Source organism: Staphylococcus sp. 11511212 (assembly GCF_011394755.1).
Taxonomy (GTDB): domain Bacteria; phylum Bacillota; class Bacilli; order Staphylococcales; family Staphylococcaceae; genus Staphylococcus; species Staphylococcus chromogenes.
Map to the genome: position 1 here is coordinate 168,869 of NZ_JAANBQ010000002.1, position 22,068 is coordinate 190,936.

Sequence of the window (22,068 nt, forward strand, 5' to 3'; positions counted from 1 at the left end):
TTGAAAACATTAAGTCAGTTACAACAGATGAAACGAGATAAAGAAAAAATCACGATGGTGACGGCCTATGATTATCCGAGCGCTAAACAAGTGGAAGCGGCTGAAATCGATATCATTTTAGTTGGAGATTCGCTCGGTATGACGGTACTCGGCTATGAAAGTACGGTAGATGTGACATTGGAGGATATGTTGCATCATAGTCGCGCGGTGAGACGTGGGGCGCCAAACACCTTTGTTGTGGTAGACATGCCTTTTGGTTCTGTTGGAATAGACGCTGCGACAGATATCCGTCACGCGGTACGCCTCTATCAACAAAGTCATGGCAACGCTCTCAAAGTGGAAGGCGCACATTTAACCCCATTCATTCAACAAGCGACACAAATGGGGATTCCAATCGTGTCACATCTTGGATTAACACCACAAAGTGTCGGAATTTTAGGGTACAAAATGCAAGGGGCCACAAAAGCAGCTGCGACACAACTGATTGAGGACGCTAAAGCAGTAGAACAAGCAGGAGCCGTTGCACTTGTGCTTGAAGCGATTCCGAGCGATTTGGCTAAAGTCATCACAGAGCAGTTGTCGATTCCAGTGATAGGCATTGGTGCAGGGAAAAATACAGACGGCCAAGTACTCGTCTATCATGACATGTTAAATTATGGCGTTGACCGCCACGCGAAATTCGTTAAACAATATGGTGATTTTTCAACGGGCATTGATGCGTTAAAACATTATCATCAAGAAGTCAAAGCAGGCGATTTTCCATCAGATGCCTACATGTATCAAAAACAAATTATGGGTGAATTCAATGACTAAAGTAATAACAACGATTCAAGAAATGCAAAAATTAACGACTCGATTGCGTTTAGAAGGGAAAAGTATTGGCTTTGTGCCAACGATGGGGGCGCTTCATGAAGGTCACTTAACAATGATGCGTCAGTCCATTGAATATAACGATATCACGGTCATCAGTGTTTTTGTTAATCCCTTACAATTTGGTCCAAATGAAGATTTCGACGCCTATCCGAGACAAATCGATCAAGATGTGGCAGCCGCACAAAAAATCGGTGTCGATTATGTTTTTTATCCAAGTGTCGAAGAGATGTACCCTCACTCATTAGAAATTACTTTAAATGTAGGACGACTGGCTTCCGTGTTAGAAGGGGCAAAGCGACCGGGACATTTTGAGGGTGTGGTGACGGTGGTCAATAAACTCTTCAACATTGTTCAACCCCATGTAGCGTATTTCGGAAAAAAAGATGCACAACAGTTGGCCATCATTGAACAAATGGTCAAAGAAATGAACCACCCTATTGTTATTCAAGGTGTCGACATTGTACGTGAACGTGACGGACTTGCGAGAAGTTCGAGAAATGTTTATTTAACCGAAGACGAGCGCCAACAAGCCCCGCATCTATACAAAAGTTTACAACTCGCGAATACATTATATAAAGATGGAGAACGTCAAAGTGACATCATCATTGAGAAAGTGACAGAATATCTCAAAACCCATACAGATGGTGCCATTGAAGAAGTAGCAGTCTACAGTTATCCAGAGTTAGTCCAACAAACCCGTATTTCTGGTCAGATTTTCATCTCTTTAGCTGTAAAATTTTCTAAAGCACGTTTAATAGATAATATTATTATTGGAGATGAAGAAAAATGATAAGAACAATGATGAACAGTAAAATTCATCGTGCGCGCGTGACAGAATCAAACTTAAATTATGTCGGGAGCATCACGATTGATCAAGATATATTGGATGCGGTGGATATTTTGCCTAATGAAAAAGTAGCAATCGTGAACAACAATAATGGTGCGCGATTTGAAACCTATGTCATCGCTGGCAAAAGAGGTGGCGGGCAAATTTGTTTAAATGGTGCCGCGTCTCGACTGGTAGAAGTTGGAGATGTCGTAATTATTATGACGTATGTGCAACTAGATGAAAACGAGTTATTGACACATTCTCCAAAAGTCGCTGTAATGAATGAAAACAATGAAATTGAACAAATGATTACAGAAAAAGAACAAACAGTAATTGTATAAAAGAGACCCCATGGAAGGCTATGAAGCGACCCCAAAAAATGGGAACAAAATAAAAACACTTTCGTTGAATTCATATTAAAATGAATTTATTCGGAGGTGTTTTTTTCTATGAAACGAGTTGCTTATAGTGTAGAAACTAAAATGAAAGCAGTAGAAATGAAATTAGTAGGTTATTCAACATATGAATTATAATAATTTTAGAATTCAACAAAAACTAGGCTACTTATCCCCAGTCAAATTCAGAGAATTAGTAGCCTAGAAAAGGTGTTTTTATTAAGTTCCTTGCCTATGGGTTCAGTACCGATACTACTAGGCATTTTTTTTACTTTAGCAATGATGTTCACACAAGCATGGGATGAAGTGCCTATGACTATTTATGTGACACTTGGTATTTGGCTTATCTCGTGCGCCGTTATTATGAAAAAGATAGTTTCAACAATATCAAAATGAACGTACTCTCAGCGTTGAGGTACTTATTAGTTAATTTATTTGTGGGTTATATGCAATTAGTTTCTACTTCTGTGGGCTACATATTAGGCAATGCATATACACATTGGGACTTATTTGATTATTGGCTTTGGGTCCAATTAGCCATATTTATTTCATTTTTGGGTCTCGTACTTTTTGTATCAATGAGTTTCATATTATTGTCAATGATGCGAAAGCAAGTCTAAATATTTTAGCGGTTTTATTAAAGTTATTTAGTATTGGGCTAATAATATATCAGTTTAACTGCACCTAACATCGGAGACGAAAAAGTTTATTTTTGGTTAGTTATTGTAAATCTAATACCTATAGATGCAATTTTAATAAGATTATTTTTATACTATGCACTTTTCACTGATGAATTAAGAAATGGCCCGCCAGATATGGCTGTTGGAAATAACAAGACATAATTACATTCATCCCGCAATATAGGAGATAATGTCTTTATCTTTTTAAACCGTAACAACAGAATATTCAATGTGATTAAAAATAGATATACATTTAAGGGTTGGGGCATCCGCATGTCCCAACCCTTTTCTGTCTTTATGCTGACTATTGTCTCTTCGCTTTTTAGCTTAAATCGCGCATTCCGTCTTTCCATGATGGATAGCGTAAAGTGCCTTCCTGTGTTTTGTATTTTGAATTGGAGGCGCCACGTTCAAATGGTGCTGCTTCTGTGTACTCTATTTCGGGGTCGACTTTGAGTTGTTGGGAGTACCATTGTGCCCACGTTTCGCCATCTACCGGTTCATCATCGACCACATTGTAAATTCCTGATGGCATTGTCAAAGCATGAACGGCCGCTTCGACTGTATCATCGATATGAACAAATGAGGTTATACCTTTTGATTGAGTGACTTTACCTTCTTTAAATTGGTTGTAAATCATACCGTCTTTTCCAAACCATGTGCCGGGCCCATACATCATCCCGTAGCGTAGAACGACGAAATGAGGTAAACGTGCACTTTCTTCTTCGACGCCAATGACACCGTCAACAGTAATTTTACGCTCTCCCTCTGATGCTGTATCTAGAGGCGTGTTTTCGTCAGCGAGTGTTTCCCCAGGGGCATACATAAACGCTAAACTTTGGGAAATGATGTGCGTCACCCCATATTTTTCAGCCACATCTACAAGGTGACGTGTGCCTTCGATGCGTACTTTTGTATTTGCAACCATGTCCACATTTTTCAAGTCTGTAATTTGATGCATAATAACATCGGGTTGAAATCGTGAAATGGCCGCTTCAATGGTCGATTTATCAAGAATATTACCTATAAAGCCTTCAGCGCCGAGGTGTTCTAATTTTTGTCTTCCACGTTCTGACGTTGTAAAGCCGGCCACATGATGTCCCTCTTGAACTAAACGTTCGGTTAAACGGGTGCCGATGAGACCTGTTGCGCCTGTCACAAATATATTTGCCATACTATACACTCCTTTGTCTATCTTTAATTATTCCCGTTATTTTTTTCGAAATACATGGAAAATCTATAATTTATGGACAGAAAAGCGACGGTTTTGTGTCGTTGTGTCATAAATTTTATAGAATTTATATATTTTTCGTTGCGTTTTCAAAAATAATGTGACATACTCATATTTATTAGTATGACATATTAAACTATTTGAGGTGAAACAGTATGACAAAATACATTTATGCTTTTGATGAGGGTCAAAAAGACATGAAGGATTTGCTTGGAGGTAAAGGGGCGAACTTATCTGAAATGAAACGCCTAGGTTTACCTGTGCCTGACGGTTTTACGCTTACAACAGAAGCGTGTATTGAATACTTAAAACAAGGTGAGACACTTCCTGAAGCTGTCATTACCCAATTAAAAGAACAATTAACGGCTTTTTCAACACGTACAGGTAAAGCGTTCTCAGATGATCAAAATTTACTTCTTGTTTCTGTACGGAGTGGGGCTAAAATTTCTATGCCAGGGATGATGGACACGATTTTAAACTTAGGGCTCAATGACGACAACGTTGAAAAGTTAGCGCAAAAAACAAATGACGCGCGTTTTTCTTATGACTGTTATCGTCGTTTACTTCAAATGTTTGGTGAAGTTGTCTACAACATTCCAATGCATGCGTTCCAAACATATTTTGACGGCTATAAAAAAGAACATGGCTATGAGACGGACGCAGACATTCCTGCTGAAGGTCTTAAAACCATTTGTGAAAAATATAAAGATGTCTATTTAGAAGAAGTGTATAAACCGTTCCCTCAAGATCCGTTAAAACAACTAACGGAAGCTATTGAAGCGGTATTTAAGTCTTGGGATAACGATCGTGCGCGTGTGTACCGTGATTTAAATGATATTCCGCATGACATTGGGACAGCTGTGAACGTCCAAGAGATGGTATTCGGAAATAGTGGTGACCAAAGTGGGACAGGAGTTGCGTTTACACGTAATCCAGTCACTGGAGAAGCGAAACTATTTGGTGAATATTTATTAAATGCACAAGGTGAAGATGTGGTGGCGGGTATTCGTACGCCAAAAGATATTCAAACGTTAAAAGATCAAATGCCACATGTGCATCAAGAGTTTGTAGCGGTTTCTGAACAGTTAGAAGCGCATTATAAAGATATGCAAGATATTGAGTTTACTATTGAAAACGAAAAACTCTACATTTTACAAACGCGTAATGGGAAACGTACCGCGAAAGCAGCGATGAAAATTGCGGTTGATCTCGTAGAAGAGGGTGTTATTTCTAAAGAGGAAGCGATGACCAAAGTCGATGTAAAGTCGATTGATACGTTACTCCATCCGACATTTGAAGAAAAAGCACTCGCAAATGCTGAAATTGTATCGCAATCTGGTTTACCAGCAAGTCCTGGTGCCGCGGTAGGTCACATTGTGTTTACGGCAGAAGAAGCGAAAGCGCGCGCTGAACAAGGGGAAAACGTCATCTTAATGCGTCCTGAAACATCACCAGAAGATATCGAAGGCATGGTTGCGAGTGAAGCCATCGTCACAACACATGGTGGCATGACCTCTCATGCGGCGGTTGTTGCCCGTGGCATGGGAAAATGTTGTGTGACAGGCTGTTCAAATTTAGAGATTAACACAGTTGAAAAGGTAATCACATATCCAGGTGGCACATTGCACGAAGGGGATATTGTTTCTGTGGATGGTGCGAATGGTGATATTTACGCTGGAGAAGTTGAAACAACGAACGCAGAGCATAGTGACGAATTTGAACAATTTATGCGATGGGCAGAGGATATTGCGCGCCTAAATGTGCGTATGAACGCGGAGACAAAACCAGATATTGAAGCAGGTTACCAATTTAATGCGAAAGGAATTGGACTTGTGCGTACGGAGCATATGTTCTTTGGTGCTGAACGTCTCGTTGAAATGCGTCGTTTTATTCTATCTTCAGATGAAGAGACACGCATTCAAGCATTAAATCAAATACGTGAATACCAAACAGAAGATTTTGAACAAATTTTCCGTTTATCAGGCGAACGTCCTTCAATTGTGCGCTTGTTAGATCCACCGTTACACGAATTTTTACCAAAAGCAGGTGAAGAAGTCACAAATGTCGCGCAGCAATTAGGCATTTCAGAAGACAAATTAAATAAACGTATCGTAGAGCTTCATGAAACGAATCCGATGCTCGGTCACCGGGGTTGTCGTTTAGCGATTACGTATCCAGAGTTATACGTGATGCAATCAGAAGCCATCATGACAAGCGTTGCACGATTAAAAGCAGAAGGTATCGCGTGTCAACCTGAGATTATGATTCCGCTTGTGTCAACGGTGGAAGAGTTTACGACGCTAAAATCTCAAATTGTGGAAAGCATTAAAGGCATCGAAGCGCAATCAGGACAATCGTTAAACTATCTCATTGGCACAATGATTGAAACACCACGTGCTTGTATGGTCGCAGGTGCACTCGCCAAAGAATGTGACTTCTTTAGTTTCGGCACCAACGATTTAACGCAATTAACGTACGGGTTCTCACGTGACGATGCCGGTAAGTTTATTAATGACTATATTCGAGGAGGCATCTTAGAAGTTGACCCTTTCCAAACGCTTGATGTGAACGGTGTCGGCGTGATGATTCAAAATGCGGTCAATCAAGCAAAACAAGCGAAGCCAAGCATTAAAATTGGGGTGTGTGGTGAGCTTGGCGGCGACCCTAAATCGATTCACCACTTTAATGGGATGAATCTTGATTATGTGTCATGTTCCCCATTCCGTGTACCAGGTGCGATTTTAGCGACTGCTCAAAGTGTTGTTGAAAGCGGGCGATAATGTGACAGAAAAGCAACTTACCATTTTTGTGGTGTCGGACTCGATTGGAGAAACGGCACAACGCATGATTCATGCGGTCATCAGCCAGTTTCCAGATTTAACGCAAATTGAAATTAAGAAGTTTTCTTTTATCAAAAATGAAGACGAATTGTTAAATGTCTTAAAGCTTGCGGAAACAAAAGGAGCCATTGTTGTCACAACACTCGTGACGGAAGAGTACAACGCTGCAGGGCAAGCCTATGCGAAAGCGCATGGCATTCCGTACGTCGATTACATGTCCCCCCTCATGGCATTAATTGAAGAGAAAACACATTTAGAACCTGCAAAAGAAACAGGACGAATTCGTAAGCTCGATGACGATTATTTTAAACGTATCGATGCCATCGAATACTCCGTGAAGTACGATGACGGCAAACATTTTACGGACATCGGTGAAGCGGATGCGCTGATTGTTGGGGTCTCACGCACATCTAAAACCCCACTCAGCATGTACTTAGCCAATAAAGGATATAAAATCGCGAATATTCCCCTCGTGCCAGAGGTGGGCATTCCAGAAGATGTGTTTAAACATCGAAACTTAAAAGTGTTTGGTTTAACTGCCAGTCCCCAATACATCATGAATATCCGCACAGAACGCGTGAAAGTATTGGGCATGAAAGGTAAAGCCAACTACAATGATCTCGAACGTATCAAAAAAGAACTTGCTTATGCCGAGGAAGTTTTTGAAAGATTGAACGCAACCGTTATCAATACGGAATATCGTTCAATCGAAGAGTCCGCATTTTACATTGAAAAATTTCTACAATAACCTATTGCATCAACGGTCTAAGTGCCTCCACGCTTAGGCCGTTGTTTTCTATTATATGTAGAGAAATGGAGACAAACATGTGGCGTGAAAAAATGAGAAATGGCAATCTTAAATTTTTCAATAACAATTGATAATTCCATGACTTTATGGTATATTTTCAACAATTCAATTTTGAAACTTTATCGCTTTAAAGCAAAAGGGAGGTTATTCTGTGTCTAAACAGTCACAGTGGAAAACATCTACGGGGTTCATCCTTGCAAGCGCTGGGTCTGCGATTGGCCTCGGGGCTATGTGGAAGTTTCCATACATGGCAGGTATGTATGGTGGCGGAGCGTTTTTATTGATGTTTTTAATATTCACAATACTCGTTGGTTTACCATTATTAGTGATGGAATTTACAATTGGGAAGTTAGGACGTACTTATACGACCGAAATTTATGGTAAACTCACTGGCAAAAAATGGCTTAATCTTATTGGATGGAACGGAAATTTAGCGGTCTTTGTACTGTTTGGTTTTTACAGTGTTATCGGTGGTTGGATTATTATCTATATTGGGATTGTCTTACTTCAATTACTTCAAATCTTACCCTCAAGTCTGCGAGACATACAATTCGAATCCATTATTAGTAATCCGGTTTATACTCTACTCGGTCAATTTATTTTTATCGGTTTGACTTGTATTATCGTGATGTTAGGCGTTGAAAAAGGGCTAGAAAAAGCATCGAAACTGATGATGCCCTTATTATTTATCTGTTTATTGATTATTGTCATCAAAGCATTGTCTTTAGATGGCGCGATGGAAGGGGTCCGTTATTTACTACAGCCTCGTGTGGAAGACATCACAATGGAATCCATGTTGTTTGCTTTAGGTCAATCTTTTTTCGCCCTTTCATTAGGAACAACGGGGATGATTACGTATGCGAGTTATGCGCCTAAAGCCATGACGATTAAAACATCCGCTGTAACGATTGTGCTCATGAATATCTTCATTTCCGTATTGGCAGGTTTAGCGATTTTCCCTGCCTTACAGACATTTGGCTACAAACCTGAAGAAGGTCCAGGTTTATTATTTAAAGTACTGCCGCTCGTATTTGAAAGTATGCATTTAGGAATTCTGTTTTATCTTGTCTTTTTAATTTTGTTTTTATTTGCTGCATTGACCTCATCAATTTCGTTATTAGAACTCAATGTATCTAACTTTACGCGTAACGATAATCAAAAGCGTCGTCCGGTGGCCCTCATCGTGAGTATCGCAGTTTTCGTGATTAGTATTCCGGCTATGTTGTCGTTTGGAACATTAAGCCACGTAACGTTTGGGGCAGGAACGATTTTTGATAATATGGACTTTTTAGTTTCGAATTTACTCATGCCACTCGGGGCGTTGGCGACTACATTAGTCGTCGGTTACCTAATTGATTTTAACGCCCTAAAAGAAGGGTTTGGTCCCGACCATTTTAGACTTATTTATCCTTGGTATTTCTTAATTAAATTTGTATTGCCGTTCGTGATTTTGGCCGTCTTTATTTTACAACTCATTTAAAATTTGAACCCATTGGTGTAAATCATACATCAATGGGTTTTTTCATAGATTGGGGTATTTATCAATGGTGTTTTATGATCAATTTTTTCTTTTAATGATAGTGTTTTGTGCCTATCCAATTACATTTTCCAGTTTTAGCAAATGTACACATGTCTTGTATCATCTCATGACTTAACTGCCACTCTTTATCTGTTAATGTGAGGCTATGGGCGGCTAAAATTTCAAGACGCCCGAACCAAAAGGGGACGTCTAAAATGTGGTAACTACTCGCATAGTACGGATGTTCCGGGCAACACCAAGCAAATGTAGTCGACCATGTACGTGTGTAGCGTGACAGTGCTTGTGTCAAAGTATGGATGGGACGATGAAAATAATGCTTTGTAATCCAGTCCCTTTGTTCTTGCGCGGTTTGGATGTCATTGGCGTGAGGGACGTCTACATGCGTTCGTCGTGCTACTTTTTGAAATTGTTGGGGATCCAACGTACGATTTTCTGATTTAATATAAATATCGCCTTCAGATTGTGTCTGACTAATGAGTACCGGCAGTCTTAAATTTGAAAAATCGTCTTCAAATGCATCGGTTTTAATCGGGGCATATAAAAATTCAAGGCCTTTTGATTTGCCATACTTTGCTTGAAGCTTTTCCATAAGGATTAATATTTGAGACGCACTTAACGCTAACCATGGGATGTTGGGATACAATGTTTTTTTTATGCTTTTGAACTCTTGAGCTTTCACGCTTGCTTCTTGAGGGGGCATCCACTGGAGCGCACCACTCAATAAAATGGCGCGATGTATCATTTTCCGAGAAGTCGGATGTAACAGAAGCGCTTGTACACTCATCGCTCCGGCAGACTGGCCCATCGCCGTGATGCAATGAGGGTCTCCGCCAAAGTCAGTGATGTGATGCGTGACCCATTGGAGCGCACAACGTTGATCAGAGAGGCCTAAGTTATTTTCCCAATCTGGATGTAAAGTAGACCAATCTAAAAATCCAAGCGCGCCTAAACGGTAATTCAATGTCACGACAATGACACGTTGTTGTGACACAATCGACGCAGGATCATACAAATCGAGTGCGCTATGGCCATTGACGAAACTGCCCCCATAAAAATAGACAATGACAGGGAGTCGATCTGACGCTGTAGTTTGTTTAGGACGCCAAATGTTTAAGGTTAAGCAATCTTCATCTTGGTTGTAATGTGTTGTCTGGACATTAAAAAAACTTTCTAAACTGTTAGGGGGTTGAATAGGGGCAGCGCTGAATTTCACAGCTTCAAAGCCCTCTAAACTTTGAGCGAAAGGCTGGGCTTTCTTAAAACGGTACTCACCGATAGGAGGCGCTGCATATGGAATCCCTTTAAAGGCTTCATAATGCTCATTAGCAACGCCTTTAATTGTGCCCAAGTCAGTGTGAACATAAACCAAATCAATCACCTCTACTCTAAATATTGTGATGCGAGCTCAGGGTTTTGATATATCGCCATCCCAGTGGTTAATTTTTTAAAGCCACAATGTGTATAAAATGTTTCATTACCTAATGTGCTAATTAAATGAATACAAGATAAAGGACCAAGAACCTCGACAAGTTGATGAACAAGGCGCTGTCCAATGCCTTGATTTTGATATGAAGGACGGACTACAATGTCATAAATCGCCGCATTGAAGACGCCATCAGATAAAGCACGTCCGCAACCAATAATTTGATGGTCGTCATATGCTAAGACGATATGTGTACTTCGATGATAAATCAATGCGATGTTTTCAGGCGTATGTCTCCTCCAGCCGACTGAGTGGTATACGTGCGCAAGTGCGATAGCTTCGTCATTCGTAAGGTCTGTTTTAAATTGAAGATGAATCATGGCGCTCCCTCCTTATAAATAGTATAACGTAATGAAAGACGTTTTATTATCAGAATAGTTTGAATATGAAAGAAATGATTTATAACGATTGAATCAAATGGCTGTATATAATATAATTCATATTTGAAAACTAAGAATTAGGGATGAACATGTATGAAGTTACGGCAATTGGATTTAATCGGAAATACACCGTTAGTACATTTATCGCATTATAGTACGGACGATGTGCAAATTTATGCGAAATTAGAAATGTATAATCCTGGCGGAAGCGTTAAAGACCGTTTAGGAAAATATTTAATCGAACAGGCGTTAAACAGAGGGGATTTACTTGAAGGGGGAACAGTCGTAGAGGCGACTGCAGGCAATACGGGCATTGGTTTACTTATGGCTGCAATCCCTTATCATATCGACTGTGTCATTTTCGCTCCAGAAGGTTTTGCGGAAGAGAAAATGGCAACGATGCGTGCTTTAGGGGCAACCATCTATCGGACACCTCGAGAAGAGGGGATGGTGGGTGCGCGACAACAAGCACAGGCTTACGCACAAACGCATCATGCGTTTTATACGAATCAATTTGAAACGATAGATAATCCAAAAGCGTATCAACATACATTAGCTTCAGAAATTCTTACCGATTTACCGGACATCGATTGTTTTGTGGCTGGTGCGGGTTCAGGTGGCACTTTTTCAGGTGTCGCTGAACGTTTTGTCAGTCAAGGCATTCGATGTGTCGTTGTTGAACCTAGGGGGTCGATTTTAAGTGGTAATGAGAAAGGGCGACACGACACTGAAGGTATTGGCGTGGAAACGTGGCCGACGTTTTTAAAACGAGAGTGGATTGATGCTGTCGAAGTGGTTTCCGATGCCAAAGCTTTCCAACATGTGAAAGATTTGGCGCGCTATGAAGGATTACTCGTAGGCAGTTCTTCAGGAGCGGCACTAGAGGGGGCACTTCAAACAGCGAAACGACTCGAAAAAGGAAAGATTGTCGTTGTTTTTCCAGATGGAAGCGACCGTTACTTATCTAAAAATATTTTTACGTATGGAGGAATGCAAGATGAATAAAAAGACGCTATTAATTCATGGGGGCCAAACAACAGATCCTTATACAGGAGCGGTAACGACGCCGATATATCAGACGAGCACTTATGAACAAGATGCGATTGGTGATTTGCGTCAAGGGTATGAATATTCTCGTTCAGCAAACCCAACACGTACTTCTCTTGAATCTGTGATTGCGGCACTTGAACATGGGACGCACGGTTTTGCGTTTGGATCAGGCATGGCAGCCATCAGTGCAGTCATTATGTTGTTAGATCAAGGTGATCACATTATTGTCGGTTCTGATGTGTACGGGGGAACGTATCGTGTTATGACGAAAGTGTTCAACCGTTATGGGATTGAATTTGATTTCGTAAATACGACAGACATTGATAATATTAAAGCTAAAATCAAAGAGAATACGAAAATGTTATTTATCGAGACACCCTCTAATCCTTTATTACGTGTGACAGATATTAAAGCGGTGAGTGAACTTGGAAAGCAACACGAGTTAATTACTGTCGTTGATAATACTTTTATGACCCCTTATTACCAAACACCGTTAACATTAGGTGCGGATATTGTAGTTCATTCAGCAACAAAATATTTAGGGGGCCATAGTGATGTTGTTGCAGGACTCGTGGTGGTTCAAGACGATGCGTTGGCAGAGCGCATTGGTTTTATCCAAAACTCAACAGGTGGCGTTTTAGGACCGCAAGACAGTTATCTTCTCGTTAGAGGAATGAAAACGTTAGGTTTACGTCTTGATCAAATTCAACGTAACGCCTTAGCAATCGTTGAGCTTTTAAAACAACATGAGGCTGTTGTCAAAGTGTATCACCCAAGTCTTGAGGAACATTTGAATGCAGATATTCATCAGCAACAAGCTGAAGGTATGCCAGGGATTGTGTCATTTGAAGTCAAAGATGTAGAAACAGCTAAAAAATTAGTTACAAAAACGAAATATTTTACATTAGCTGAAAGTTTAGGTGCTGTTGAAAGCTTAATTTCAGTTCCAAGTTTAATGACGCATGCTTCTATTCCAGCAGACGTTCGCGCAAAAGAAGGGATTGCCGACGGTCTCGTACGTTTGTCACTTGGCATTGAAGATACAGAGGATTTAGTGAAAGATTTAGAACAAGCATTAAACGCTTAACATTGGTATGAATAGCGCTTTGCGTGGCCCTACAAAGATGGAAAAAGATGGTCGTCTTTGTAGGGCCTTTTTTATGACACGATTTACCCGAAATTTAAAATTAAAGAAAATCCTGTTAAACCCTATTAGAATATAATACGAAATGACAATATTGATTAATTGCGTAAATTAGGTAGAAGTATTTGTAATAAGAATGTTATATAACGGACATATGTTTTTCGCATAAGTCTGTGTATAATAAGTTTGTATAACTATAAAGCATAACGCAACTACACTATTTAGGAGGGGAAGCGCGTGCGTAAAAAATTAATTGCAGCGGTGATTGGGACATCAGCTGTTACCGCAGTGGCTGCACATGATGCAGAAGCTGCAACGTACCGTGTTCAAGCAGGCGATTCATTATGGTCAATTGCGAACAAATTCAATATTTCAATCGCTCAACTTAAGTCATACAATGGCTTAAATTCAAACTTAATTTTCCCAGATCAAGTATTAAAAGTATCTGGAGGAAGAACATCAACGACAACACAAAACAATCGTACAACGGGGACAGCGTCGGGTTCGACGTATACAGTGCGTAGTGGAGATACATTATCCTCTATTGCCGCACGTTATGGAACATCTTACACGAATATTATGCGTTTAAACGGCCTATCAAGTACAATGATTTATCCAGGCCAAACGTTGAAAGTGAGTGGTCGTGCAACAACAACGTCACCTTCAAGACCCGCACCTACACGTCCTATATCAGGTGCGCAGTCTACATATACTGTGCAAGCGGGTGACTCATTGTCCTCGATTGCCGCACGTTATGGGACAACGTATCAAAATATTATGAACCTAAATGGTCTAACATCATTTTTAATTTTCCCAGGCCAAACGTTAAAAGTGAGTGGGAGTACGACACCAACATCAACTTCTACACCGACACCAACAAACTCTGGATATTATTCTCCAGTGTTCAATCATTCAAATCTGTATGACTGGGGTCAATGTACTTGGCACGTTTTCAACAAACGCCAAGCTGCTGGTAAAGGGATTAGTACCTACTGGTGGAATGCGAATGCATGGGATGATAATGCCGCACGTGATGGTTACACAATTAACAATCGTCCTGCAGTGGGCTCTATTTTACAAACAGATGTCGGCTATTATGGTCACGTGGCTTATGTTGAACGTGTGAATGCGGACGGAAGTATTTTAGTTTCAGAAATGAACTACAGTGCAAGCCCAGGAATTATGACTTATCGTACGATTCCTGCTTACAGCGTTGCACAATTTAAATATATTCATTAGTGAACGAAAAACGGTGATGCGTAAATGGAAAAATTCCATATCAACGCAATCACCGTTTTTATTATGATTTAAATTTTTTGAATGTGTAGGCTATGAAAATGGAGAAAGCTCCGAAGAGAATAAAAGCGATAAATATGAAAATGCTCGTATTCCAACTCAATGATGGATTGACATAAATTAAATGCGCTATATCACGTGTATAGTATTTAAATGGGTTCCACGGAAGAATGTACTGTTGATAAAATTTTGGCACCATAGCGTACGGTAACATGACCGCCTGCATTGAGAAAAAAACGAACAGTAAAAAGAGAGGTGCAATCAAAATACCGACCCATACCATACATCCTAAGATGAGCAGTGAAAATCCAGCGACAGCAAGACTAACAAATAAGGCTGTTACGAATGGATTTGGAAAATCAAAGTGAAGAACACCATGTAAGAAATAAACATAAGCAAAACCACCGATGAGACTGGCACAAAAGTCAATGAGCATCGTTAAACTAGCCAAAGCGAGGCGAGAATGTGGGTGTTCGGATGTTTTGTTGCGTTTATAGTTAAAATACAATAGCACCGCCGTAATCATAGAGGCTAACCATACAGGCATAAATAAAACCATACTTGCATTTCCGTTAGCTTGATTGTCTTTGATAGGATGATACGCTTTCGATAGTGTTTTGACAGGTTGTATCACAGCATCGAGTTGGTCTACCGGAATGGATACATGATTTTGAGCTAATGCTTTGCGGTTTTGTTGACTAATTGTGGTATTGATTCCTTGTGTCATTTGATCGAGTGCTTGTTTGACAACGCGACCAAGTTGACCTTGTGCTCCTTCATTATAATAAGTGTTGATTTGAGCTTTACTCATTTTTACAGGTTTTGGTGCCTGTTGTTGTAATTGTTGTATCACTTGAGGAGGAAGTTCACCAGTTGCAACTTTCTCCTGCATTTCTTGTGTTTTATCTTTCATAATGAGTGATTGTGCGGGGCTGAACGCATGTGCACTAAAATCTTTTTCAATAACGATAGCGCCCGCATAGGTGCCGTTTTGTACCTTTTGTGTAGCCACATCTTTGTCTTTCAATGTCGTCCAGTTAAAGGTTTTTTGGTCACTTTCTGTCATTTTCTTTTCAATGTTTTGACCGATATTGATTTTTTTACCTTGGACTTGTGTTCCTGTATCTAAATTGACGATGGCCATAGGGACCTCTTTAGGTTTTGGGTTATATGCTGGATAAAATGCCGTTGCAAGAAGCACTAAAATGAGCATTGTCATGATAGGAATGATCCAAATTTGTTTGTTTTTCAATTGAAACATCTCTTTTTTACAACATAGTGTTGTTTATTTGTCATAGTGTTATTATAATGAGTTCATAAAGAGAAACAATACGCAAATTTTTAACATCTATTGTATAAACAACATCATCAAATAAATTGTTGGGAAAGTGATAACATGACAGACCGTCGAGTAAGAAAAACGCAAAAAGCGATTAAAGGCGCACTCATTCAATTATTAAAACAACATCCATTCGAACAAATCACCATTCAGCATATTGCAGATGAAGCAGATATTAATAGAGCCACCTTTTATCAACATTATTTAGATAAATATGATTTATTAGATCAAATAGAAGATGAAGTGCTATTTCAAATACAGCGGAATTTTCAGCAAAATGCGCAAAAAGTTTTATCAGAATCAGATGAACAAGAAAGAAAAGTGTTGTTATCCGTGATTCCAGAAGGGGTACTTCACATCATTTCAGAAGATTTGGAACGGTTCCAAATTTTACTCAATGTCCAACGAAATGGAGAAATGGAACGAAAAATAGGAGAGGCCATTTCCAGTAATTTGAAAAGCTTGTTCCCAGGAGCAGAGGTCATTAATGGAGTGCCGTTTCGTTATTTTCATGCCTTTGTTGTAGGGAGTATGTTTTCAGTTATTAAAACGTGGATTTTAGATGAGCATCGACCGTCAATAGAGCAACAAGCCGCATACATCTCGCAATTGATGTATCAAGGACCATGGAGCAATATTATCGAAGAAAGTCACAAGTACGACATATAAGTGAGGTAGATGTCCCCACGCCGAAATTTAATAAAGAAAGAGATAGAAATCAGGAAGGCCACGAGGGAGGTCTTTCGTTTAAGATAGATTAAAATCGCCATCAAATTCACTTTAACGTCAATTCTGATGGCGATGATCATAATTCATATTTTAGATTAATGACAAACATTCGGGTGTGAAAGTGTCAACCTTGATGAGGTCTCAACCCGAGTTTTATGGGTGTTTACGCTTTGAATTAAGAAGCTTTAATGGTTTTGTAACGTTCTAAAGATGCTTTTAATTGGCGTCCTAATGAAAGCAATGACCAAGCTTTCGCAATGCCACTTTTAGCGCCGAATGTTAAATAGAAGTCAAGTAACATATCGCTAACACCGATACCTAATGATAAATAGTTTAATTGTTTGTTTTTGTTGTTAAACTGAGATTCGTTATATGAGTCAATCGCCACTGTTGCACTTGATAGGACGAATGACACTGCACTTAATGTTGAATTGTCTTTTTTAGCCATAAATACTCTCCTTACACTTACGTAGTCTTTGTAATAGTATAACATTTCATATGGAAATGTCATCTTTAACGGAAGTCCGTCTCTAGTAGTATACCCACATACAGCTAAAATATGATGTGAAAATAGATGATATTTTCATAACGTTTTGTTAGAATGAAACACATAATAATAAGGGAATGTTTTTATAACGAAACAAAATTATAAAAACAAAAGGAGTAATTGAAAATGAAAAACATCTCAAAAACACTATTAGCGACTGGATTATCTGTAGGTGTCTTAGTGGGTGCAACAAGTGTGACTGGTCAAGGATTTGATCAAGCCCATGCAGCGACAGCTCAGCAACAAACACCTTATTATACGTACAAAGGTCTTTTTAATATCCCTAATAACAATGCCTTAGAAGACAACAATTTTTATGCGGGACTTAAAGCGGATCAATTTATATTTAACGGTTTAAAAGTCGGAGAATCTACGAAAGCGGATGTTTTTAAAGCCCTAGGTTCTGACTTTAAAAAATATTATGGTAAAAAAGAATTAACGTTTTACGAAAAAAATGGCGTGATTGTCGGTTTTGACCATAACGATAAACTTGTAAATTTAACATTACGTATTAATCATATTAAAAATAGTGATAAATCTATTGAAAAACACGTGAAAAAAGGCGAAATTTATAATGCGAAAACAACACAAGTAGCCTTCTATCCAGGAAACTCCATCGTCATAAAAGCAAAATAAAGATAAAAAAGAAAAGCCGTACATGCAATCTTAAAGAGTTGCATGTACGGCTTTTTGTGTTAAGTTAAGGGGTCGTATAGCGCGCAAGATGCTTAGCGGTAACGGACGAAGTGACTTTAAGCAAGTCTTTGGGAGGCCCGCTATATAAAATACGACCGCCTTGTGTGCCTGCGCCAGGACCGACATCAATGATCCAATCCGCTTGTGTCATCATGGTTAAGTTATGTTCGATAAGAATCACAGTATTTCCATCTTGAATGAGCTGTTCAAAGCGTGATTGTAAAATTGGGATATCGTCTTCGTGTAATCCTGTTGTCGGCTCATCAAAAATGAAAATTTTATTTGTGACTGTGTCTGTGAGGTAACGGCTCAGCTTGACTCGTTGAATCTCTCCCCCAGACAGGGTATCAAGGGATTGACCGAGCGTCATATAATCAAGACCTGTTGATTTTAATGCTTCTAGCCGTGAGACAATCGTTGGTTCATTTTTAAATAAAGTGATAGCTTCTTCGACGGTTAGCGCTAAAACATCTGCGATTGATTGGCCGTCGACTTTTGCTTCTAGCACTTCTTTTTTATAACGTGTGCCCCCGCAAACTTCACAAACTTGCGAAAAATCAGGCATAAAAGCAAGTTCGGTTTTTAGCACCCCTTTGCCGTGACAGTTTGGGCAGGCACCTTCTGAGTTATAGCTAAACATGCTTTTTTTAAGGCCTGTCGCTTTACTAAAAAATGACCGTACGTCATCAAACACATCCATATAAGTTAACAAGTTTGAACGGTGAGAAGCATGCACCGGTTTCTGATCAATAAAAATCGCATCTTCATGGGTTTCGAATCCGGCTTTGATTAAGGAACTTTTACCCGAACCCGCGACGCCTGTCAGTACAGTTAAGGCGTGCTGTGGTAATTGTACCGTCACATCTTGTAAATTGTTACGAGAAATATTCGAAAGAGTGAACATGTCGTCATAATGCTTGGGCACGTTTTGTTTAAGTTGGTGATGTCGCGTTAAGGCTTTTCCAGTATCTGTTGATGAAGACAATAGCGCTTCATACGTGCCTTCAAAAGCGATATTTCCACCGTTTTTACCTGCACCAGGTCCGATATCGATGACATGATCTGCAATTTTAATGACATCTGGGTCGTGCTCCACAATAATCACACTGTTGCCTTTATCTCGAATATTTAACATAATTTGATTGATTTTTTCAATATCTTCAGGATGTAATCCAACACTAGGTTCATCGATTATATAAACTAAATCCGTTAAAGGACTGTTTAAATGGCGAATAAGTTTGATCCTTTGTGATTCTCCGCCTGAAAGCGTGGTCGTTTCACGTCCGAGTGTTAAATAATTTAAACCGATATCATTTAATGCTTCTAATTGTTGTAATAGAGGCTCAATGATATAGTTCGCTTTCGCGCTATCAATGTGCTTTAAAAATGGAATCGCTTCTTCAATAGTCAGTGATGTAAAATCTGAAATATTGAGTCCGTTAATTTTACAACTGAGTACTTTTTGATTCAGGCGTTGGCCGTGACATGTCGGACATTGATGCGTCGTCACAACACGTTTCACATCTTTTAAAAAGCGTTTCTTCTCAAAATTATCGTTAATGAGAAATGAGCGTCTGAACCGATGAATCAAACCTTCAAATTTGGCTGTTCTTGGCCAGTTTGAAGGAGGATTTTTAAGTGTTTTCGGCTCTGTATATAAAAAGATGTTCATTTCTTCTTCAGTATAATCTTTCAATTTTTTATCGTTATCAAATAATCCAGAATAACGGTACCGTTTTCCACGCCAACTGTCGGGTTTAAAGGAAGGGAAATTGATGGCCCCCTCGTTGAGTGACTTATCATAATTTAATAGTTCGTTTAAATCTATATCTTCAACGTAGCCGAGACCTTGACACGTTTCGCACATACCATTCGGATTATTAAATGAAAAAACATCTGAATATCCCACAAAGGGGGCCCCGATACGAGACCATAAAAGTCTGACAGAAGCGTAAATATCTGAGATGGTACCGACAGTGGAACGTGAATTACCGCCGAGACGTTTTTGATTAATAATCATGGCCACAGGCAAATTTTCAATGGCATCGACATCAGGCTTATCATATTGTGTAAGTTGATGCTGAATATAACTAGAATAAGTTTCATTCAGTAAACGTTCAGATTCAGCCGCTACTGTGTTAAAGATGAGGGAAGATTTACCTGAACCTGAGCGTCCTGTCACTACTGTGAGTTGATGTTTCGGTATATCGATATTAATATTTTTTAAATTGTTTTGACGCGCGCCGCGTATACGTATATTAGTCATGACGTTCACCTCGTTGTTCCTTTACCCTAAAGTCGTCATCTAATGTATGGACTTTTAAGTCGAAAGGTAAACGATGATGATGTTGAATAAGCCAAGTAGTGAGTGCGGCGGTAATCGGAATACATATCGCGATGGCAATACCGCCTAAGATGATTGTAATCATCTCTTGAACGAACAGTTTGGCATTGATTAAATGACCAAAACGATAGTGCAAGTTGAAAAACCAAAAGACGAGTGTCATCGAGCCTCCGAGAAACGCGAGATAAATAGTATTCGCTGAAGTTGCTAAAATTTCACGGCCGACACGTATCCCTGAATTGAAAAGTGTACGCGCAGACAGTTTCGGATTAGTCGCATATAACTCATACATAGGTGAGCTGATCGTAATCGCTAAATCTATGACCGCAGCAATCACAGCGAGAATGACCACAAAAATCATAAATTGTTCCATATCCATGCCAATATTCATTGAAAAAATGTATGTTTCATCTTGTTCTTCTTGGGTGAACCCTTGTAAGTGACCGAGATGTACAGATAAATAAATCGCGACAAGCATAATGACTGTTGTGACGATACTTGAAATAAAAGCGGCAAAGGTTTTAATGTTAAAACTGTTTAACGCAAATAAATTGATGGCTGCTACGACAATACAGAACAGTAAAGTGACAATATAAATAGGAATCCCGAATATCATCAAAATGATGGCGATGACGAGAAAAATAAAATTGAGAAATAATGTCCCAAATGCAATTGCGCCAGATTTACCACCGAAGATTAGCATAAGTAAAAATAAAATTAACCCGAGAAGGACTACAGCGTTCATTGTTGACGTCCTCCTTCCCATTGATACCAAAGTTGCATCAATGCAATGGTGATCGGGATAGTAAGTACGATGCCTATGCTGCCTGTAATGGCACGCGCAATTTCTAATGACCAATTCATAGAAATACTATAAGTGAGCGTATTTGCATTTTTCAAATACAGGAGTAGCATCGGAAGGCCGCCTGCTAAATACGAAAACAACAATATATTGGTCATCGTCCCCATAATGTCACTTCCGATATTACGGCCCGCTTTAATCCAACGCGCACGCGTGATGTGGGGCGACCGTTGGATGATTTCGTGCATACCACTAGAAATGGTAATGGCCACATCCATCACTGCGCCAAGTGTTCCCACCATCACAGACGCTAAAAATACCGTATGAGCAGGTAACGTTAAAAAGCTCATCGTTTCATATTTAATGCCTTGGGCGTGGGTCAACATGATGACGCCCCAAGAAATACCTACACAAAGCCATGTCCCGATAAGGGTGCTCAAAATTGTAATCACTGTCCGCTTCGTCCATCCAATCACAAGCCATAGGGTAATGGTGGTGGCGAGGCACACAGCAAGGCTCATCACTAAAAATAAATTGAGCTGTGTATGCGCATTGTAAATGCCAATAGCGCTTAAAATCGCTGCGGTATTGATTATTAAAGACAAGATAGATTGAATACCGACACGATGACCAATAATAAGAAGTGACAAAAAGAACAAACTGAGCATGGTTACAATCAATGTATCACGTTTCTTTTCTTGGATAAAATGGTCATTGGTACTTTTTCCGATATGTAATAATACTTGGTCGCCGGGATGATACGCTTGCTCTTCAGATTTCGATTGATTATAGGAATGGTGCACCGTTATCGTTCGACCGGCATCTTTTGTGTTGAGTAATTGAACTTTTAATGTATCGTTATATTTTTTATCTTTATTATGATGTTCATCGATGGATGATTCTACATGATGCTTCGTAATTTCAGTCACTTTTCCAATAGGAGACGCATAAAATCGCGCATTGAAAAAAGTGAAAGTAATGCCGGCAATGGCGATGAAAATCGCCACGAGTAGTGTCACCAAAAATGAACGGCTCATGTTAAAACGACTCATAAAGCCCTCC

General features: G+C 39.5%; 20 protein-coding genes. 12 read left to right on the forward strand and 8 right to left on the reverse strand.

Annotated features, from left to right (window positions below):
* The 4 genes from panB (at nt 1) to G8Y84_RS11550 (ending at nt 2,717) form a co-directional block, all read left to right on the forward strand.
* Nucleotides 1–813, forward strand: coding sequence for a 3-methyl-2-oxobutanoate hydroxymethyltransferase (gene panB, locus G8Y84_RS01135; RefSeq protein ID WP_103158715.1), 813 nt, complete (start codon nt 1–3; stop codon nt 811–813).
* The gene (gene panC, locus G8Y84_RS01140) at nt 806–1,663 is read left to right on the forward strand and encodes a pantoate--beta-alanine ligase (RefSeq protein WP_103158714.1); all 858 of its coding nucleotides are present in this window, start codon (nt 806–808) and stop codon (nt 1,661–1,663) included. Before panB ends, panC begins: the two co-directional genes overlap by 8 nt.
* Nucleotides 1,660–2,043 carry an aspartate 1-decarboxylase gene (panD, locus tag G8Y84_RS01145; protein ID WP_037575534.1) on the forward strand — a complete coding sequence of 128 codons (384 nt, stop codon included), beginning with the start codon at nt 1,660–1,662 and terminating at the stop codon, nt 2,041–2,043. Before panC ends, panD begins: the two co-directional genes overlap by 4 nt.
* Nucleotides 2,044–2,447: 404 nt before the next feature.
* A complete protein-coding gene (locus G8Y84_RS11550; RefSeq protein ID WP_411756531.1) occupies nt 2,448–2,717 on the forward strand; it encodes a DUF5079 family protein in 270 nt (89 codons plus the stop codon).
* A 382-nt stretch (nt 2,718–3,099) separates the two neighbouring features.
* On the opposite strand, the gene G8Y84_RS01155 is transcribed toward G8Y84_RS11550, so the two are convergent.
* Nucleotides 3,100–3,951: an NAD-dependent epimerase/dehydratase family protein gene (locus G8Y84_RS01155; RefSeq protein ID WP_105996850.1), complete on the reverse strand. Its 852-nt coding sequence runs from the start codon at nt 3,949–3,951 to the stop codon at nt 3,100–3,102.
* A gap of 212 nt (nt 3,952–4,163) precedes the next feature.
* Between G8Y84_RS01155 and ppdK the strand changes: the two genes are divergently transcribed.
* The 3 genes from ppdK (at nt 4,164) to G8Y84_RS01170 (ending at nt 9,136) form a co-directional block, all read left to right on the forward strand.
* Nucleotides 4,164–6,788, forward strand: a complete 2,625-nt coding sequence (gene ppdK / locus G8Y84_RS01160) for a pyruvate, phosphate dikinase (RefSeq protein ID WP_105996849.1) — start codon at nt 4,164–4,166, stop codon at nt 6,786–6,788.
* A gap of 1 nt (nt 6,789) precedes the next feature.
* Nucleotides 6,790–7,596 carry a pyruvate, water dikinase regulatory protein gene (locus G8Y84_RS01165; RefSeq protein WP_103158727.1) on the forward strand — a complete coding sequence of 269 codons (807 nt, stop codon included), beginning with the start codon at nt 6,790–6,792 and terminating at the stop codon, nt 7,594–7,596.
* A gap of 211 nt (nt 7,597–7,807) precedes the next feature.
* Nucleotides 7,808–9,136 (forward strand): sodium-dependent transporter, encoded by a 1,329-nt coding sequence (locus G8Y84_RS01170; RefSeq protein ID WP_165806059.1) that lies wholly within the window; start codon nt 7,808–7,810, stop codon nt 9,134–9,136.
* Between the two features lie 91 nt (nt 9,137–9,227).
* On the opposite strand, the gene G8Y84_RS01175 is transcribed toward G8Y84_RS01170, so the two are convergent.
* Nucleotides 9,228–10,565, reverse strand: coding sequence for a carboxylesterase family protein (locus G8Y84_RS01175; protein ID WP_165806060.1), 1,338 nt, complete (start codon nt 10,563–10,565; stop codon nt 9,228–9,230).
* 11 nt (nt 10,566–10,576) lie between these two features.
* Nucleotides 10,577–10,999, reverse strand: coding sequence for a GNAT family N-acetyltransferase (locus tag G8Y84_RS01180; protein ID WP_105967320.1), 423 nt, complete (start codon nt 10,997–10,999; stop codon nt 10,577–10,579).
* A 153-nt stretch (nt 11,000–11,152) separates the two neighbouring features.
* Between G8Y84_RS01180 and G8Y84_RS01185 the strand changes: the two genes are divergently transcribed.
* The 3 genes from G8Y84_RS01185 to G8Y84_RS01195 all read left to right on the forward strand — a co-directional run bounded on the left by G8Y84_RS01185 (nt 11,153) and on the right by G8Y84_RS01195 (nt 14,492).
* Complete coding sequence (locus G8Y84_RS01185; RefSeq protein ID WP_105967319.1) at nt 11,153–12,064, forward strand: PLP-dependent cysteine synthase family protein; 912 nt, start codon at nt 11,153–11,155, stop codon at nt 12,062–12,064.
* Nucleotides 12,057–13,196, forward strand: a complete 1,140-nt coding sequence (locus G8Y84_RS01190) for a bifunctional cystathionine gamma-lyase/homocysteine desulfhydrase (RefSeq protein ID WP_165806061.1) — start codon at nt 12,057–12,059, stop codon at nt 13,194–13,196. Before G8Y84_RS01185 ends, G8Y84_RS01190 begins: the two co-directional genes overlap by 8 nt.
* A gap of 294 nt (nt 13,197–13,490) precedes the next feature.
* Nucleotides 13,491–14,492: a LysM peptidoglycan-binding domain-containing protein gene (locus tag G8Y84_RS01195; protein WP_037575557.1), complete on the forward strand. Its 1,002-nt coding sequence runs from the start codon at nt 13,491–13,493 to the stop codon at nt 14,490–14,492.
* A gap of 61 nt (nt 14,493–14,553) precedes the next feature.
* On the opposite strand, the gene G8Y84_RS01200 is transcribed toward G8Y84_RS01195, so the two are convergent.
* Complete coding sequence (locus G8Y84_RS01200; protein WP_157946139.1) at nt 14,554–15,801, reverse strand: YhgE/Pip domain-containing protein; 1,248 nt, start codon at nt 15,799–15,801, stop codon at nt 14,554–14,556.
* A gap of 144 nt (nt 15,802–15,945) precedes the next feature.
* Between G8Y84_RS01200 and G8Y84_RS01205 the strand changes: the two genes are divergently transcribed.
* The gene (locus G8Y84_RS01205) at nt 15,946–16,557 is read left to right on the forward strand and encodes a TetR/AcrR family transcriptional regulator (RefSeq protein WP_165806062.1); all 612 of its coding nucleotides are present in this window, start codon (nt 15,946–15,948) and stop codon (nt 16,555–16,557) included.
* Nucleotides 16,558–16,792: 235 nt separating this feature from the next.
* Here the strand turns inward: G8Y84_RS01205 and G8Y84_RS01210 are convergent, their stop codons facing one another.
* On the reverse strand, nt 16,793–17,065 hold the full coding sequence (locus tag G8Y84_RS01210) for a hypothetical protein (RefSeq protein WP_037575566.1): 273 nt from the start codon (nt 17,063–17,065) through the stop codon (nt 16,793–16,795).
* Nucleotides 17,066–17,290: 225 nt separating this feature from the next.
* Here G8Y84_RS01210 and isaB point away from each other — a divergent pair, with 225 nt between their 5' ends.
* Nucleotides 17,291–17,800 carry an immunodominant staphylococcal antigen IsaB family protein gene (gene isaB, locus G8Y84_RS01215; protein WP_037575569.1) on the forward strand — a complete coding sequence of 170 codons (510 nt, stop codon included), beginning with the start codon at nt 17,291–17,293 and terminating at the stop codon, nt 17,798–17,800.
* A gap of 64 nt (nt 17,801–17,864) precedes the next feature.
* On the opposite strand, the gene G8Y84_RS01220 is transcribed toward isaB, so the two are convergent.
* The 3 genes from G8Y84_RS01220 to G8Y84_RS01230 are packed head-to-tail and all read right to left on the reverse strand — an operon-like array spanning nt 17,865 to nt 22,058.
* Nucleotides 17,865–20,126 (reverse strand): ATP-binding cassette domain-containing protein, encoded by a 2,262-nt coding sequence (locus G8Y84_RS01220; RefSeq protein ID WP_165806063.1) that lies wholly within the window; start codon nt 20,124–20,126, stop codon nt 17,865–17,867.
* A complete protein-coding gene (locus G8Y84_RS01225) occupies nt 20,119–20,949 on the reverse strand; it encodes a YibE/F family protein (RefSeq protein ID WP_165806064.1) in 831 nt (276 codons plus the stop codon). The genes G8Y84_RS01220 and G8Y84_RS01225 overlap by 8 nt, the downstream gene beginning before the upstream one ends.
* Nucleotides 20,946–22,058 (reverse strand): YibE/F family protein, encoded by a 1,113-nt coding sequence (locus G8Y84_RS01230; RefSeq protein WP_165806065.1) that lies wholly within the window; start codon nt 22,056–22,058, stop codon nt 20,946–20,948. Before G8Y84_RS01230 ends, G8Y84_RS01225 begins: the two co-directional genes overlap by 4 nt.
* Nucleotides 22,059–22,068 lie beyond the last annotated feature (10 nt).